Here is a 15,593-nt window from a genome sequence, read left to right as displayed (position 1 = left end):
GACGCGGTGGTGCCCGCGGCAGCCCATGGCAGGCGAGTCCTCCGACCGCCCCGGCCCGGTCCGGCTGGTCGGCGATCAACGGCCCATGTCGCCCACCGGGCACGTCAGAACGCACCTCCAAGCGGCGCGAGGCCTCCATCAGAACCGCCGCCGGTTCCGCCCCGCGGCTTCGCGGCAGCCTCAGGCTCGGCACGGACACAGTGAGGGCACGGCACGACGTAGTCCCGCACGCCTTCGCCCATACCCCACATGCACGGGACAGCCCTCAGCCAAGCAGCACGTGCTCCCCGGTCACGGAGTACGACGATCGCGGGAGATCGATGAAGTTCGCCTCGTCCCGTGCGAGCCGGAGGTTCGCCTCCATGCCCGTCGGCGAGGCCAATGCCGCAAGCGTGCGGTGCGGCCGTCCGCTTCTCACCACGTCGATCGCGCCCGCCCACAACATCCCTGACATGCGACAACCCGGTCGGGAACGCCAAGACGGGCCTGTTCGACCCGGATTCGGCCCACCCGGCCGGGCTGCTGCACGGCAGCACCGCGATCGCACGCGCCCCCCGCCCCGCCAGTGCCGAGCCAGACGCATGGCAAGGCCATGACCAGCTCTTTCGTAGAGACGCTTCCGCCTGATGGAAGCCGCCTTGCGCAGCGGCCGCAGCCATCAGGACGCTGATCCCAACCACGGCACGCGGGGCGAGGACGCCCCGCCGACAGGGACGGGAACGCCATGCCTCACATGACCGCCTTCGCCAGGAACCAGTGGTACGTCGCCGCCTACAGCCATGAGGTCGGGCGCGAGCTGCTCGGTCGGACGATCCTCGGTGAGACCCTCGTCCTCTACCGCACGGAGGAGGACGGGACGCCGGTCGTCCTGCACGACCGCTGTGTGCACCGCCGCTACCCGCTGTCCGAGGCGCCGACCCGCCTCGACGGCGACCGGATCGTGTGCGGGTACCACGGGTTCACGTACGACACGACCGGCGCGTGCGTGTACGTGCCGGGGCAGAAACGCGTCCCGCGGACGGCGCGCGTGGCCTCGTACCCCGTCGTCGAGCAGGACTCCCTGATCTGGGTGTGGATCGGTGACCCGGCGCTCGCCGACCCGCAGAGCATCCCGCGGGCCAGGCACCTCGACTCCCCCGGCTGGGTCACCGTGCGCGGCATGGAGCCCATCGACTGCGACTACGGCCTCCTCGTCGACAACCTCCTCGACCTCTCCCACGAGACCTACCTCCACGGCGGCTACATCGGCACCCCCGAGGTCGCCGAGACGCCGATCACCACGGAGGTCGACGAGGGCGCCGGCATCGTCCGGGTCAGCCGGCACATGGACGACGCCGAGTGCCCGCCGTTCTACGCCAAGTCGACCGGCATCGAAGGCCGTATCACCCGCTGGCAGGACATCGAGTACCACGCCCCCTGTCTGTACCTGCTGCACAGCCGTATCGCCCCGGTCGGGGTGCTGCCCGAGGCGGACGGCAGCGACCCGAACGGCTTCCACACCGAGATCACGTACGCCATCACGCCGTCCGGCGACGGCAAGGTGTACGACTTCTGGGCGGTCTCGCGGGACTGGGCGACGGACGATGACGAGGTCACCGAGTTCCTGCGCGGCAACAACCACACCGTCGTCATGCAGGACGTCACCGCCCTGAACCTGCTGCAACAGACCCTGGGCACCGAGCGCACCGGCTACCAGGAGCTGAGCATCAACATCGACACCGGCGGCCTGGCCGCCCGCCGTATCCTCGCCCGGCTGGTCGAGGAGGGCGACAAGCCCGTGGAGAAGGTCCTGTGAGCGCCGGCCCCACCGGGGAGATCTACCGCATCGACTGGCTGCCGGGCACCGACATCCTGCACGGCACCTGTCACTGCGGGCGCGAGCACACCGCGCAGGACCCGATCGAGATGTGGGAGTGGATGCTCGCCCACCCCCAGGGACACCCTCCCCAGGGACACCAGCCCCAAGGCCGGCAGCAAGGCCGACAGGCGCAAGGAAACAGCTCATGACCGTGTACGAAGCCGAACTGGTCGTCGACGGCAAGGAGTTCGTGGCCGACGGCGTGCTCGCCCTCACCCTGCGCCACCCGCTGGGCGAGCGGCTCCCCGCCTGGGAGCCCGGCGCCCACATCGACGTCGTGCTCGGGCCGGAGCTGGAGCGGCAGTACTCACTGTGCGGCGATCCGGCGGACCGGGACGCCTGGCGGATCGCCGTGCTCCGGGAGCCGGACGGGCGGGGCGGATCGGCCCATGTGCACGCGCAGTTGGGGCAGGGCGACAAGGTCCGGGTGCGGGGACCGCGCAATCACTTCCGGCTGGAGTCCGCGCCCCGCTACCGCTTCATCGCGGGCGGCATCGGCATCACGCCGATCCTGCCGATGCTGGCGGCGGCCGAGGCGGCGGGCGCCGAGTGGACGCTGCTGTACGGCGGACGGACCCGCCGGTCCATGGCGTTCACCGCGGAGTTGAGCCGCTACGGCGACCGCGTCACCGTCGCCCCCCAGGACGAGACCGGCCTTCTGGACCTCGCCTCGGTCCTCGACGACGTCCCCGCGGACACCCTCGTCTACTGCTGCGGCCCCGGTCCCCTGCTCGACGCGGTGGAGGCGCGGTGCCCGGCCGGGCTGCTGCACGTGGAGCGGTTCGCGCCGAAGGAGCAGGAGGGTGGCGAGAACACGGAGTTCGAGGTCGAGCTGGCGCAGAGCGGCAGGACGGTCACCGTGTCGCCGGACGTCTCGGTGCTCGACGCCGTGCGCGCCGCCGGTGTCGAGGTGCTGTTCTCCTGCACCGAGGGCACCTGTGGCACCTGCGAGACCGACGTCCTCGACGGCACCCCGGAGCACCGGGACTCCGTGCTCACGCGGGAGGAGCAGGAGAGCGGCGAGACGATGATGATCTGTGTGTCCCGGTGCCGTGGGAAGCGGCTCGTGCTGGACCTGTGATCCTCAGGTCGGCCTCGATCCGGGCCACCGCCGCGAGCAGATGCGGCAGCAGGTCCTGACGGATCGAGTCCACCGAGGTGCGGCCGGCGTGCACCGCGATGTTCACGCCGGCCACCACCGCGCCGTCCCGCTCCCGTACCGGGGCGGCGACCGACCTCAGCCCCTCCTCCAACTCCTGGTCGACGATGGCGTACCCCTGACGCCCCACGCGCCGCAGCTCGGCCCGCAGGGCGTCCGGCGAGGTGATGGTGCGCGCGGTCAGCTGCCTCAACTCCGCACGTGCGAGCCGGAGTTCGGCCTCCTCATCCGGCAGATGGGCGAGGATCACCCGGCCCACCGACGTCACATACGCCGGGAAGCGGGTACCGACCGTGATGGAGGCCGTCATGATGCGCCGGGTCGGGACCCGCGCCACATACACGATGTCGTCGCCGTCGAGGACGCACAGCGACGACGACTCCCGTACCTGCGCGACGAGTTGCTCCAGATGCGGCTCGGCGATCTGGGGCAGCGTATAGCCGGCGAGGTAGGAGTAGCCGAGTTCCAGCACGCGCGGGGTGAGGCGGAAGAGCCGTCCGTCCTGGTGGACGTAGCCGAGGTCGGCGAGGGTCAGCAGCAGTCGGCGGGCGGCGGCGCGGGTCAGGTCGCAGGTGTGGGCGACCTCGCTGAGCGTGCGGGCGGGATGCTCGGCGTCGAAGGAGCGGATCACGGCGAGGCCCCGCTCGAAGGACCTCACGAAGTGTGGTGCGCGGTCTCCCGGAAGCATCGCCACCTCCCATAGCGTCAACGATGTTGTCGGCCGGCCCATTTGAACCCGTTGACCTGGATCAGTTGAGACTTCTACCTTCCCGCTGAGCATTCGCGCGCACTATTGTGCGCCTTGCGCACAACCTGTCGGAACACCGCTGCACCGTTGTTGTCTGTACAGGAGGAGCCATGCGTCGTCTGTCGGCCGGTCTCACCGCCGGCGTCCTGCTGCTCGTCGCGACGGCCTGTGGCTCGTCCGACGCCGGTTCGTCGGACGCGGGCGCGTCGTCCGGCGGTGTCACCACCGTCAAGCTCGGACTCATCCCGATCGTGGATGTCGCGCCGCTGTATCTCGGGCAGAAGAAGGGGTTCTTCGAAAAGCAGGGCCTCAAACTGGAGTTCACCGCCGCTCAGGGCGGTGCGGCGATCGTGCCCGGCGTGGTCAGCGGGCAGTTCCAGTTCGGCTTCAGCAATGTGACGTCCCTGATGGTCGCCCAGACCAACGGCGTTCCCGTGAAGGCCGTCGCCAACGGCATCGCCTCGACCGGCGTGGAGGGCAAGGACTTCAACGGCCTGATGGTCAAGAAGGACAGCACCATCAAGTCGCCGAAGCAGTTGGAGGGCAAGAAGGTCGCCATCAACACCCTGAAGAACATCAACGAGACCGCGGTCCGCCAGGCGGTGCGCAAGGCGGGCGGCGACCCGGACAAGGTGAACCTCGTCGAGATGCCCTTCGACCAGATGCCGGCCGCCCTCGACAGCGGCCAGATCGACGCGGCGTGCGTGGTCGAGCCGGCGACCGCCACCATCCGCAGCCAGGGCGGCCGGGAGATCGCCTCGCCCTTGGTCGACGTAGCGCCGGAAGTCACCGTGGCGATGTACTTCACCTCGACGCAGTACGCGCAGCAACACCCGGACGTGGTCAAGAAGTTCCAGGAGGCCACCGCCGAGTCCCTCGCGTACGCCGAGGCCCACCCGGACGAGGCCCGGCAGATCGTCACGACGTACACCAAGATCCCGGCGTCGGTGCTGGACCAGGTGATCCTGCCGAAGTGGCCGAGCGAGCCGAACCGCGACTCCATCGAGGACCTCATGAAGCTCGGCTATGAGGACGGCCTCTTCAAGAAGTCGCCCGACCTGGACGCGCTGCTGCCGTGACGGACGGGGACGGATGAGGGGCATGAACGCATGAGGGGCGGGAACCTCGCTCTCGGTGCCGCCGGGCTCGCGGCCTTCCTCGCCCTGGGCGAGGCGGTGCCGCGGCTCGGCCTGGTCGACGAGGCGTACTTCCCGCCGACGAGCCGTATCGCCGAAGCGCTCGCGGACGAGGCCGGCGACTCCGCCTTCTGGAGCGCGCTCGGCGACACGCTCACCGGCTGGGCGCTGGGCCTTGCCATCGCGGTCTGCGCCGGAGTCGTCGCGGGCGTAGTCGTGTCGGTCGTGCCGTACCTGCGCGAGGCGACGGCCTCCACCATCGAGTTCCTGCGCCCGATCCCGTCGGTGGCGCTGATTCCGCTGGCGGTGCTGCTCTACGGCACCGAACTGAAGTCGGTGCTCGTGCTCGTGGTGTACGCCTCCTTCTGGCAGGTACTGATCCAGACCCTGTACGGCGTCCAGGACGTCGACCCGGTCGCCGAGGAGACGGCGCGCAGTTACGGCCTCGGCACCTGGGCGCGCGTCCGCCATGTGCTGTGGCCGACGGCCCTGCCGTACGTCATGACCGGGGTACGGCTCGCCGCCGCGGTGGCGCTGATCCTCGCGATCACCGCCGAACTCGTCATCGGCGCACCGGGGTTGGGTCAGCAGATCGCGGTGGCGCAGACCTCGCAGGCGGTGCCGGAGATGTACGCGCTCATCGTGGTCGCGGGGCTCCTGGGACTGCTCATCAACGTCGGCGCGCGTACGGTGGAGCGGCGGGCGCTGGCCTGGCACCAGTCGGTGCGCGGGGAGGTGGCGGTGTGATCGGGCGCTTGCTGACGCGCGTGCTCTTCGTCGTCGCGCTGCCCGTGGTGCTGGTCGCCGTGTGGTGGGCGGCGTCGGCGGGCAGCACGGATCCCTTCTGGCCGCCGCTGCGGACGATCCTCGACACCTTCCCGGACGTCTGGACGGCCGACCGGCTGCGCACGGACGTCGTGCCGAGCCTCCTGCGACTCCTCGGCGGCTACACGACGGCCGCCGTGGTCGGCGTCGCGCTCGGCACGGTCATCGGCTCCCACCGCGGGGTGCGCGCGGTGTGCGAGCCGGTCCTGGAGTTCCTGCGGGCCGTGCCGCCGCCCGTGCTGGTCCCGGTCATCATGCTGTTCGCGGGCATCGGCGACACGATGAAGATCGTCGTGATCGCGAGCGGCTGCGTCTGGCCGATCCTGCTCAACACGGTGGAGGGCGTGCGCGCGGTCGACTCGGTGATGCTGGAGACGGCCCGCTCCTACGGCGTCACGGGGACCGCCCGCCTGCGCCATCTGGTGCTGCGCTCGGCGAGCCCGCAGATCTTCGCCGGACTGCGCCAGGCACTCTCGATCGGCATCATCCTCATGGTCATCAGCGAGATGTTCGCCGCCAACAACGGCATCGGCTTCACCGTCGTCCAGTTCCAGCGCAGCTTCGCGATCCCCGACATGTGGACCGGGATCCTCGTCCTCGGTCTGCTCGGCTTCCTGCTCTCCGTCGTCTTCCGACTGGTCGAGCGCCGGGTGCTCGGCTGGTACCACGGTCTGCGTGCGACCACCCGGCGGTCCTGAATGAGCATCGTGAAGGGGCGGTCCATGCTCGACGTACGCGGTCTGAAGAAGGTCTACGAGGGTTCCGGGCGGCGCGTGGAGGCGGTGCGGGACCTGACCTTCACCGTCGACGCCGGGGAACTGGTCTGTCTCGTCGGCCCGTCGGGCTGCGGCAAGACGACGCTGCTGAAGTGCATGGGCGGTCTGCTCGCGCCGACGAGCGGTGAAGTCCTGCTGGAGGGGAGGAAGGTGAACGGCCCGCCGCCCGGGATGGCGTTCGTCTTCCAGGAGTACGGACGCAGTCTGTTCCCCTGGATGCGGGTCGGCGAGAACGTCGAACTGCCTTTGAAGCAGAAGGACTTGAGCAAGGCGCGGCGCCGTGAGCTGGTGCGGGACGCGCTTGAGTCGGTGGGGCTGGCGGATGCCTCGGGGGCGTATCCGTGGCAGCTGTCCGGCGGTATGCAGCAGCGGGTCGCCATCGCGCGGGCGCTGGCGTACGAGCCCCGTGTGCTGCTGATGGACGAGCCGTTCGCAGCCGTGGACGCGCAGACCCGGGCCGATCTGGAGGACCTGGTCCGGGGGCTGTGGCGGGAGCGGGGCATCACGATCCTGTTCGTCACGCATGACATCGACGAGGCCGTCTATCTCGGCGAGCGGGTCATCGTGCTGTCCGCCTCCCCCACCGTCGTCCGGGAGCAGCTGAAGGTCGATCTGCCCGCCGAGCGCGACCAGTTGCACACGCGGGTGGATCCGCGCTTCGCCGAGCTGCGGACCCATGTGTACGAGCAGATCCAGGCGGCGAAGAGAGGGTCCTGAGAGCTCGGCCCCCATGCCGTTCGGAGGCTGCGGGTCGTGGGGCTTTGTCGCGTAGTTCCCCGCGCCCCTAGGGCGCTGCCCACAGGCCCCTTACATGGCCGAGGTGGCGGGTCATGACCTCGCGTACGGCCTTCTCGTCGCGGGCGATCAGCGCGTCGAGGAGTTCGAGGTGCTCCTCGGCGGAGGCCAGCAGGCGGCCCGCCTCGACGAGTGCGGTGAGGCCGTAGAGGCGGGAGCGCTTGCGGAGGTCGCCGACGACCTCGACGAGGTGGGCGTTGCCGGCGAGGGCGAGCAGGCCGAGGTGGAAGCGGGTGTCGGCCTCGACGTATGCGATGAGGTCACCGGAGACGGCCGCCTGGACGATCTCCCGGGCGGCGGGGCGCAGCGCCTCCAGGGAGACCTTGTCGGCGGTCCTGGCCAGCTCCACCACCGTGGGGATCTCGATGAGCGCGCGGATGTGCTTGTACTCGTCGAGCTGTTTCTCGGAGACCGCGGTGACCCGGAAGCCCTTGTTGGGGACGGTGTCGACCAGGCCCTCCTTGACCAGGTCCAGCATGGCCTCGCGCACCGGGGTCGCCGAGACGCCGAAGCGGGCGGCGAGCGCCGGCGCGGAGTGCACCTCGCCGGGGAGCAGTTCGCCGGCGATCAGCGCGGCCCGCAGGGCGTCGGCGACCCGTTCCCGGTAGCTGCTCTTCTTGCCGCCCAGGGTGGGCAGCGCCGGGGCGGCTGCGGTGGACGAGGCGCCGGTGCGCTGGGCGGCCATGTGGTCTCCTAGCTGTGCAATGTCACGCGTTACGCGCCTCATTATCCTCGACGGTCAGAGCACCGATCCTCGGCGTCAGAGCACGAACCCCGCCGGGAACGGGTCCGACGGATCGAGCAGGTACTGCGCGGTGCCGGTGATCCACGCGCGGCCGGTGAAGCTGGGCAGGACGGCCGGTCGGCCCGCGACGGCCGTCGTGCCCAGGAGGCGGCCGGTGAACCGCGTGCCGATGAAGGACTCGTTCACGAACTCGGTGTGCAGGGGCAGTTCACCGCGAGCGTGCAACTGCGCCATCCGCGCGCTGGTGCCGGTTCCGCAGGGCGAGCGGTCGAACCAGCCCGGGTGGATCGCCATGGCGTGCCGTGAGTGGCGGGCGGTGGCGCCGGGGGCGATCAGGTGGACGTGGTGGCAGCCGCGGATGGACGGGTCCTCGGGGTGCACGGGCTCCTCCTCGGCGTTGATCGCCGCCATGAGGGAGAGCCCCGCCTCGAGGATGTCGTCCTTGCGGGAGCGGTCGAAGGGCAGCCCGAACTGGTCCAGCGGCAGGATGGCGTAGAAGTTGCCGCCGTATGCCATGTCGTATGTCACCGTGCGCCCGTCGGCCAGTGAGATCTTGCGGTCGAGGGCGATGGAGAAGGACGGCACGTTCTGCAGGGTGACCGCCTGCGCGGCACCGTCCTGAACCGCCACCTCGGCGACGACCGGGCCCGCCGGGGTGTCCAGCCGGATCGTGGTGACCGGCTCGACGACCTCGACCATTCCGGTTTCGACCAGCACCGTCGCCACGCCGATCGTGCCGTGCCCGCACATCGGCAGATAGCCGGAGACCTCGATGTAGATCACGCCCCAGTCGCAGTCGGGGCGGGTGGGCGGCTGGAGGATCGCGCCGCTCATCGCCGAGTGGCCGCGCGGCTCGTTCATCAGGAGCTGCTTGATGTGGTCGCGGTGCTCACGGAAGTACAGGCGCCGCTCGTTCATGGTCGCGCCCGGGATCGTGCCGATGCCGCCGGTGATGACGCGGGTGGGCATGCCCTCGGTGTGCGAGTCGACGGCATGCAGGACGAGTTTGCTGCGCACGGTCCAGCCTCCTTTGCGATCAGCGCGAGTGCGGTTGTGCGAGCCCTGCGGCGACGGCCTTCTCGGTGGCGGCGCGGATCGTGGCCTCCTGCTCGGGCAGCAGGGGCACCCGTGGTGGACGACAGCGTCCCCCGTGGCGGCCGACGATGTCCATGGACAGCTTGATCGCCTGCACGAACTCGACCTTGGAGTCCCAGCGCAGCAGCGGGTGCAGCTGCTCGTAGAGCTTCTTGGCGGTGCCCAGGTCGCCACCGACAGCCGCGTGGTACAGCTCGACGCAGGCCTTCGGCAACGCGTTCGGGTAGCCGGCGACCCAGCCCTTGGCCCCGGCGATCGCGAGCTCCAGCAGGACGTCGTCGGCGCCGATCAACAAGTCGAGTTCCGGGGCGAGTTCGGCGAGCTGGTAGGCGCGGCGGACGTCGCCGGAGAACTCCTTCACCGCGTGGATGTACCCCTCGCCATGCAGCTTGGCGAGCAGTTCGGGGACGAGGTCGACCTTGGTGTCGATGGGGTTGTTGTACGCCACGACCGGGATGCCCGCCTCGGCGACCTCCGCGTAGTGCAACAGCACCGAGCGCTCGTCCGCGCGGTAGGCGTTGGGTGGCAACAGCATCACGGACTCGCAACCCGCGTCGCGCGCCTGCTCGGCCCAGCGGCGGGACTCGACCGAGCCGTAGGCGGCCACCCCGGGCATCACCCGCGAGCCGCCGATCGCGGCCACGGCGGTCTCCACGACCTTCGCCCGCTCCTCGGGGGTGAGGACCTGGTACTCCCCGAGGGAGCCGTTCGGTACGACGCCGTCACAGCCGTTCTCGACGAGCCAGGCGCAGTGCTCGGCGTACTTGCCGTGGTCGACGCGGAGGTCGTCGTCGAGCGGGAGCGCGGTGGCGACGAGGACGCCGCGCCAGGGGTGGTGGTCGGTCATGAGGTTCCTTTCCGAGTGGTGTTGTCGTGTTGCCGAGCGAGCACACCGAGCGGTACGGGTCGCGCGAACGGCCTCCGGGACGCGGTGAGTTCACATCCGACGAGTCCGGCGACCGCGGGCCCGCACATACGTCCCTGGCACCAGCCCATTCCGGCCCGGGTCAGCAACTTCACGGTGCGCGCGTCGCCCGCGCCGAGCTCGTCCACGGCCTCGCGGACGGCCCCGGCGGTGACCTCCTCGCAACGGCAGACGAGGGTGTCGTCGGTGACCTGGTCGCTCCAGTGCGCGGGCGGCGGGTAGGCGGCGTCGAGGGCGACGGCCGACTTCCGCAGTTTCGTACGGGACTTGGCGGCCGCCGCCCACTGCGCGGGGTCGGGTTCGGTGCCCTTCAGGCGTGCGGCGGCCGAACGTCCGGCGATGTGCCCTTCGGCCAGGGCGAGGGCCGCGCCGCCGATGCCGGTGGACTCACCGGCCGCCCATACGCCGGGCACGTCCGTGCGCTGCTCGTCGTCGACGGCGACCGTGAGGCCGTCCAGGCGGCAGCCGAGGGTCTCGGCGAGGTCGGTGTGCGGGAGCATCCCGTGTCCGACGGCGAGGGTGTCGCACGGCAAGTGCCGCTGGGTGCCGGGGCGGACGCGCCCGTCGGTGCCGAGCGCGGCGACGGTGACGCCGGTGAGCCGCTCGTCGCCGTGGGCGCGTACGACCGTGTGGCGGGAGAGGATACGGACGCGGTGGCGCAGGAGGCGGGCCGCGTATCCGGCGCCTTCGGGAAGCTTGCCGGCCAGGGCCCTGCCGTGCCGGACGAGGTCCTTGGGGCCTGCCGCTTCGACGAGCGCCGCGATCTCGACCCCGGCCGCCGCGAGCCCGCTCGCCACGGGCAGCAGCAACGGCCCGGTCCCGGCGACGACCGCCCTGCGCCCCGGCACCACGAGCCCGCCCTTGAGCATCGCCTGCGCACCACCGGCGGTGACGACACCGGGAAGGGTCCAGCCGGGGAAGGGCAGCACGCGCTCGTAGCCGCCGGTGGCGAGGAGTACGGCGTCGGCGTGCACGGCGACCGACTCCCGCTGCTCGGGGCCGAGCAGGGCGTGCACGGCGAAACCGCCGGACTCCCGTTCCACGGACCAGACATGATGGTCCGTCAGCAACGGGACGTCGCTCCCGGCCAGACCGTCCCTCAGCCGTTCCCAGGTCCGCCACTGGTGGTGCAGGGCCCCCGGCCGCTGTGCGCGGAGACCGGACGCGGGCCGGCGGTAGAACTGCCCGCCCGCTTCCGTCGCCGAGTCGACGATCGCGACCGTCACGCCCTGTGCGGCGGCCGCCAGTGCCGCGGCGAGACCCGCGGGACCCGCGCCGATCACCACGAGGTCAGCCATCGTGCCCCGTCCCCTGCTGCGTCCGGATGGCATCGCCCGGGTGCAATGGCACCAGGCAAGCCCGCTGGTTCGGGCGGTCGTTGACGGTCACGAGACAGTCGAAGCAGACGCCGATGCCGCAGAAGACACCGCGCGGTCGGCCCTCGCCCCGAGTGCTGCGCCACGAGGTGACACCGGCCGCCCAGAGCGCGGCGGCGACCGTCTGGCCGGGCAGTGCCTCGATCTCGCGGCCGTCCAGGGTGACCGTGAAGGCCGGGCCCGGGTGGGCGTCGGCAAGCTCCAGAGGGGTTCTCATACGGCCTCCTCGGCGGCGAAGCGGTCGGGGCGGAACGGCGTCAGGTCCAGATCGGGGGCCTTCGCGGTCAGTGCCTGTGCGATCAAGTGACCCGTGCCGGTGGCGAGTCCGATGCCGGCGCCCTCGTGGCCGCAGGCGTGGTGGAGCCCGGGGACGCGGGAGTCGGGGCCGATGGCGGGGAGGTGGTCCGGCAGATACGGGCGGAAGCCCAGGTAGGCGCGCATCGCGTGCACGTCCGACAGGCACGGGAACAGCCGGGTCGCGCCCGCCGCGAGCGCCCGTACGACGGGCAGGGAGAAGGTCCGGTCGAAGCCGACCCGCTCGCGGCTCGCCCCGATCAGGATCGGCCCCGCCGCAGTGCCCTCGACGACCGGTGAGGTCTGCAACGCCGCCGAGTCGCTGGCCACGTCGGCCACATAGTCGGCGGCGTACACCTTGTGGCGGACCAGGCGCGGCAGCGGCTCGGTGACGAGGACGAAGCCGCGCCGCGGGAGGACGGGGAGGCGGACACCGGCCAGCGCGGCGAGCTCTCCTCCCCAGGTGCCGGCCGCGTTGACGATCGCCGGGGCGTGGATGTCGCCCTGGTCCGTGCGGACCCCGCGCACCGCACCGTCCGGCGTGCGCAGGACGTCCGTCACCGTCCGGCCGGTGCACAGGCGGGCGCCCGAGGCGCGGGTGAGGTGGGCGGCGGCCAGGGCGGGCATGACCTGGCGGTCCTGGGGGTAGTGGACGGCGCCGGGCAGGCCGGGGGCGAGATGGGGTTCGAGGTCGTACAGCGCGTCACCCGCGACCGGTTCCGCGATGACGCCCGCGGCGCGCTGCCCGTCGGCGAACCGCTCCAGCGCCGCGAGCCCGGCCGGGGACGAGGCCACGACGACACCGCCCTTCGCCTCGTACTCGACGGCCGTCCCGAACTCCTGCGCCAGTTCGCCCCACAGGCGGCCGGACAGCAGCGCGAGGTCGAGTTCGGGGCCCGGTTCCTTGTCGGAGACGAGGATGTTGCCCTCGCCGGCCCCGGTCGTGCCGCCGGCCACGGGGCCGCGGTCGACGAGGATGACGTCGAGGCCCGCCCGAGCCGCGTACAGGGCGCAGGCCGCGCCCACCATCCCGGCTCCGACGACCACGACGTCGCACGTCAGTCGCTCGATCACGTCAGTACTATGTCACACACCACTGCGGGGGAGAACAGTCCCGCGCGGCCCTTCTCACAGCAATCGGAGATCCCTGACGGGGCGCCGTCGGCGACCTGAACGCCGACGGTGCCCCGTTCAGTCCTCGGGGGCCGGCACCACTCGCAGGTGAGCCGCGGTGCGGCGTGCCCCACGCGCCCGGGGCCGGTCGCGGCGCACCTCGCGCAACACGAACGTCAGCCGGGTGTAGCCCACCTCCTGAAGACTCCTGGGCGTCTCGTCGACGACCCGGCATTCGGTGGCACCCCAGCGCGGGTCGGGGTGCAGCAACGGCCGTACGGCACCGTCCTGGGCGACGGCCCGCTCACCGACAGCGCGGATCCAGTGCGGCAGGCCCTGCCGGTAGGCGGCCTCCATGATCGGGTCCTGGGCGATGTCCCGGCGGATGGCCTGCAGGCCGTGGTCGTGACCGTGGCGCTCCATGGCGGCGGCGAAGTGGGCCAGCATCGGCAGGCACCAGCTGGACTCGTGCTCGCCGAGGACCGTGCTCGCGTCCGGGTGGAAGAGCACGAACCGGAGGAAGTTGTCGTGGGGCATGGCCGTGGGATGGGGGCCCACGCCGTGGAAAAGTGACGCGAAAGCAGCGTTCGCCAGAACGACGTCCCAGCGGTGGTCGAGGATGACGGACGGGAAGGGCACGGCCTCCAGGAGGGTGGCGTAATCACGTAGATACGCCTGGGCCTCGGGACTCTCGGGGGCGGGCCGCGGTACGGACCGCTGCCCACCTGCCTGATATGCCATCGGGAGGTCACCCCTCTTGCCTATGCGGCCTTCACGCGGCGCCTTGATCCTGCTGCCCCGCTCGGAGGCGTGTCAACTATCGTGGCATTTCATGCCTGTTGACGGCTGAAATAGGCCACAGTTGTGGCGAGACCTGGATGTGAGTTCGAACCACCCGGTAATCTCCGTCAGGTTCACGGCAACCGTTTGTGAGAAGCCTGTGAGAGACGTAGGAGTTCTGTCGGTGACGGATGGCTTCGAGGGTTCGGGCGCCACGCCGACGGCCGTACTGCCGGCCGTCGTCGCTCGTGTCACCGCGCTCGCCGACCGACTCGGCGTGCCGCACGCGGAGGTCTTCGCCACCGGCCGCCTGTCCGTCGCCTCCGGCGTCCCGGAGCCCGTGGTCAAGGCCCTGCTGAGCGGCCGCCCGGCGGGCGAGCCGGACGTACAGGCCCGGTTCCTGCAGCGCCTGGACCTCCTGCGCCGCACCCGCCTCAAACCGAACGGCCGCAAGTACACCCAGCAGGAGATCGCCGACGGCGCGGGCATGTCGCGCCAGCAGGCGGGCGCTCTCATCAACGGCGACCGGCGCCCCACCATGGAGCACTGCGACGCCATCCAGCGCTTCTTCCGCGTGCATGCCGGATTCCTCACGGCCGAGGACCCCGAGGCGCTCGCGAGCGCCCTCCAGCGCACCGAGCAGGACCTGCTGCAGAAGCTCGCGGAGCGCGAGGCGGCGCAGGCCGCCGAAGATCCGCTGGAGAAGCTCCTCCAGGACCACGGCGTGCGCGGAATCGCCTGGCGGGCCGCCCAACTGCCCACCGACCAGCACCGCGACAAGGTCGCGGAGTGGCTGGACATGCTCTTGGAAAGCGTCAAGCGGCCCGAGTCGTGATCCGGAGGGGAAAACCGGGGAAGAACGGGAGAACTGTGGGCATCGGTAGGGAAATGCGCCGCCTGTGCGGCGAATTGGTCGCGGAACTGACGCTTCCCGCACCCGCGGCGCCCGAGAAGCTGTACGGCGCCCTGTGCGACGCGATGAGCAGACGCCGCGGCCGCCCCGTCCACTTTCGTACGGCCGCCTTCCCGCCCGGCACGGCCAGCGGGCTGTGGCTCGACATGACCGACCAGGACCTCGTCGTGATCGAGGAACGCACCGCTCCCGAGCATCAGTTGGTGATCCTCGGCCACGAGCTGTGGCACATGAAGGCCGGCCACTGCAGCCACAGCATCGAGGGCGCCACCGTGGCGGCCCGGCTCCTCAGCGACGACGCCGACCTGCGATCGACGGTCCTGAAGGTCGCCGCCCGCAACCACTTCGACCAGGCCGAGGAGAAGGAGGCCGAGACCTTCGGCCTGCTGCTGGCCAGCAAGTGCCGTCCGTGGCTGGCGGTTTCGTCGGCACGAGGGCAGCGGGACCACCTGGCGGGGCGGATCGAGGCGTCACTGGGATACCTCGGGCCACAGGGCTGATCCACGGCACGTCGGGCCCAGGGACGAGGCCCTGGGCCAGGTCGCGCTGCGCCCGCACGCGCCGCGCCGCTCCCCCGCTGACCCTCGCCGCGATCCGGAGGGCGCGCCGGTAGCCGTGCACGACGCGGTACCGCAGCTCGAGTTCCGCGGCGCCCACCGGACGCAGCCGTACGGCGCGCGCCGAGCGCCGTCTCGCCTCCGCTAAGCGGGCGAACCGACGCGTGGGCGGACCCGATTGTCAGTGGTGGACGGCAAGCTGGTGATGCGCCCTCATCTGCGGGGCGTGACGCGACGACGCCGACTTGGGGAGAGCCGACCGATGCCCACCGCCGTACTGACCGACCGCGAGCGCACCGCCGTCCAGGCCTATCTGCGGCTGTTGCACACCGTACGAGCCGCCTTCGACTCTCCCCCCGGCTCCCGCCGACCACCCGTCGTCCCGCCCGCCGTCCTCGCCGAGGCGGAACAGGCGCTGGCGGACGCGGGGCTGAGCGGCAACGAGGAGGAGTTCTTCCGGCTGCTGCAGAGCTGGTGCCCCGCGAAGCCCTAGCGGGT

General features: G+C 71.2%; 18 protein-coding genes. 10 read left to right on the top strand and 8 right to left on the bottom strand.

Annotated features, from left to right (window positions below):
- Positions 1-724: 724 nt before the first annotated feature.
- From ACTMVF_RS11730 to ACTMVF_RS11720, 3 genes are read left to right on the top strand one after another with little or no spacing between them, the layout of a single operon-like run.
- A complete protein-coding gene (locus ACTMVF_RS11730; protein ID WP_441270882.1) occupies positions 725-1,795 on the top strand; it encodes an aromatic ring-hydroxylating dioxygenase subunit alpha in 1,071 nt (356 codons plus the stop codon).
- A complete protein-coding gene (locus ACTMVF_RS11725) occupies positions 1,792-2,007 on the top strand; it encodes a hypothetical protein (protein WP_441270881.1) in 216 nt (71 codons plus the stop codon). The genes ACTMVF_RS11730 and ACTMVF_RS11725 overlap by 4 nt, the downstream gene beginning before the upstream one ends.
- On the top strand, positions 2,004-2,939 hold the full coding sequence (locus ACTMVF_RS11720) for a PDR/VanB family oxidoreductase (protein WP_441270880.1): 936 nt from the start codon (positions 2,004-2,006) through the stop codon (positions 2,937-2,939). The genes ACTMVF_RS11725 and ACTMVF_RS11720 overlap by 4 nt, the downstream gene beginning before the upstream one ends.
- On the opposite strand, the gene ACTMVF_RS11715 is transcribed toward ACTMVF_RS11720, so the two are convergent.
- Positions 2,854-3,705 (bottom strand): IclR family transcriptional regulator domain-containing protein, encoded by an 852-nt coding sequence (locus tag ACTMVF_RS11715; RefSeq protein WP_441270961.1) that lies wholly within the window; start codon positions 3,703-3,705, stop codon positions 2,854-2,856. The genes ACTMVF_RS11720 and ACTMVF_RS11715 overlap by 86 nt on opposite strands.
- A 170-nt stretch (positions 3,706-3,875) precedes the next feature.
- Between ACTMVF_RS11715 and ACTMVF_RS11710 the strand changes: the two genes are divergently transcribed.
- Genes ACTMVF_RS11710 through ACTMVF_RS11695 form a run of 4 tightly spaced genes read left to right on the top strand, consistent with a single transcriptional unit; the run spans position 3,876 to position 7,219 of the window.
- Positions 3,876-4,844: an ABC transporter substrate-binding protein gene (locus ACTMVF_RS11710; RefSeq protein WP_441270879.1), complete on the top strand. Its 969-nt coding sequence runs from the start codon at positions 3,876-3,878 to the stop codon at positions 4,842-4,844.
- Between the two features lie 30 nt (positions 4,845-4,874).
- Positions 4,875-5,648 carry an ABC transporter permease gene (locus tag ACTMVF_RS11705; protein WP_441270878.1) on the top strand — a complete coding sequence of 258 codons (774 nt, stop codon included), beginning with the start codon at positions 4,875-4,877 and terminating at the stop codon, positions 5,646-5,648.
- Complete coding sequence (locus ACTMVF_RS11700) at positions 5,648-6,424, top strand: ABC transporter permease (RefSeq protein ID WP_441270960.1); 777 nt, start codon at positions 5,648-5,650, stop codon at positions 6,422-6,424. The genes ACTMVF_RS11705 and ACTMVF_RS11700 overlap by 1 nt, the downstream gene beginning before the upstream one ends.
- A gap of 24 nt (positions 6,425-6,448) precedes the next feature.
- Positions 6,449-7,219, top strand: coding sequence for an ABC transporter ATP-binding protein (locus ACTMVF_RS11695; RefSeq protein ID WP_441270877.1), 771 nt, complete (start codon positions 6,449-6,451; stop codon positions 7,217-7,219).
- 67 nt (positions 7,220-7,286) lie between these two features.
- Here ACTMVF_RS11695 and ACTMVF_RS11690 read toward each other — a convergent pair whose 3' ends face one another.
- The 7 genes from ACTMVF_RS11690 to ACTMVF_RS11660 all read right to left on the bottom strand — a co-directional run bounded on the left by ACTMVF_RS11690 (position 7,287) and on the right by ACTMVF_RS11660 (position 13,586).
- The gene (locus ACTMVF_RS11690) at positions 7,287-7,982 is read right to left on the bottom strand and encodes a GntR family transcriptional regulator (RefSeq protein WP_441270876.1); all 696 of its coding nucleotides are present in this window, start codon (positions 7,980-7,982) and stop codon (positions 7,287-7,289) included.
- Between the two features lie 75 nt (positions 7,983-8,057).
- Positions 8,058-9,059: a proline racemase family protein gene (locus ACTMVF_RS11685; RefSeq protein ID WP_441270875.1), complete on the bottom strand. Its 1,002-nt coding sequence runs from the start codon at positions 9,057-9,059 to the stop codon at positions 8,058-8,060.
- 19 nt (positions 9,060-9,078) lie between these two features.
- Positions 9,079-9,984, bottom strand: a complete 906-nt coding sequence (locus tag ACTMVF_RS11680) for a dihydrodipicolinate synthase family protein (RefSeq protein ID WP_441270874.1) — start codon at positions 9,982-9,984, stop codon at positions 9,079-9,081.
- Positions 9,981-11,360 carry an FAD-dependent oxidoreductase gene (locus ACTMVF_RS11675; protein WP_441270873.1) on the bottom strand — a complete coding sequence of 460 codons (1,380 nt, stop codon included), beginning with the start codon at positions 11,358-11,360 and terminating at the stop codon, positions 9,981-9,983. Before ACTMVF_RS11675 ends, ACTMVF_RS11680 begins: the two co-directional genes overlap by 4 nt.
- A complete protein-coding gene (locus ACTMVF_RS11670) occupies positions 11,353-11,655 on the bottom strand; it encodes a (2Fe-2S)-binding protein (protein ID WP_301995387.1) in 303 nt (100 codons plus the stop codon). The genes ACTMVF_RS11675 and ACTMVF_RS11670 overlap by 8 nt, the downstream gene beginning before the upstream one ends.
- Complete coding sequence (locus tag ACTMVF_RS11665) at positions 11,652-12,806, bottom strand: NAD(P)/FAD-dependent oxidoreductase (RefSeq protein WP_441270872.1); 1,155 nt, start codon at positions 12,804-12,806, stop codon at positions 11,652-11,654. The genes ACTMVF_RS11670 and ACTMVF_RS11665 overlap by 4 nt, the downstream gene beginning before the upstream one ends.
- A 117-nt stretch (positions 12,807-12,923) precedes the next feature.
- Positions 12,924-13,586 (bottom strand): MmyB family transcriptional regulator, encoded by a 663-nt coding sequence (locus ACTMVF_RS11660; RefSeq protein WP_441270871.1) that lies wholly within the window; start codon positions 13,584-13,586, stop codon positions 12,924-12,926.
- Between the two features lie 223 nt (positions 13,587-13,809).
- Between ACTMVF_RS11660 and ACTMVF_RS11655 the strand changes: the two genes are divergently transcribed.
- The 3 genes from ACTMVF_RS11655 to ACTMVF_RS11645 all read left to right on the top strand — a co-directional run bounded on the left by ACTMVF_RS11655 (position 13,810) and on the right by ACTMVF_RS11645 (position 15,588).
- A complete protein-coding gene (locus ACTMVF_RS11655) occupies positions 13,810-14,460 on the top strand; it encodes a helix-turn-helix domain-containing protein (RefSeq protein WP_441270870.1) in 651 nt (216 codons plus the stop codon).
- A 53-nt stretch (positions 14,461-14,513) separates the two neighbouring features.
- Entirely contained in the window at positions 14,514-15,038 is a 525-nt protein-coding gene (locus ACTMVF_RS11650; RefSeq protein ID WP_441270959.1) for a toxin-antitoxin system, toxin component, read from the top strand.
- Positions 15,039-15,357: 319 nt separating this feature from the next.
- Positions 15,358-15,588 (top strand): hypothetical protein, encoded by a 231-nt coding sequence (locus ACTMVF_RS11645; protein ID WP_441270869.1) that lies wholly within the window; start codon positions 15,358-15,360, stop codon positions 15,586-15,588.
- The last annotated feature ends 5 nt before the right edge of the window (positions 15,589-15,593 follow it).

The sequence above is a fragment of the Streptomyces sp. SD31 genome (genome assembly GCF_052068475.1).
GTDB lineage: Bacteria > Actinomycetota > Actinomycetes > Streptomycetales > Streptomycetaceae > Streptomyces.
This window is presented reverse-complemented; position numbering and strand designations above follow the sequence as displayed.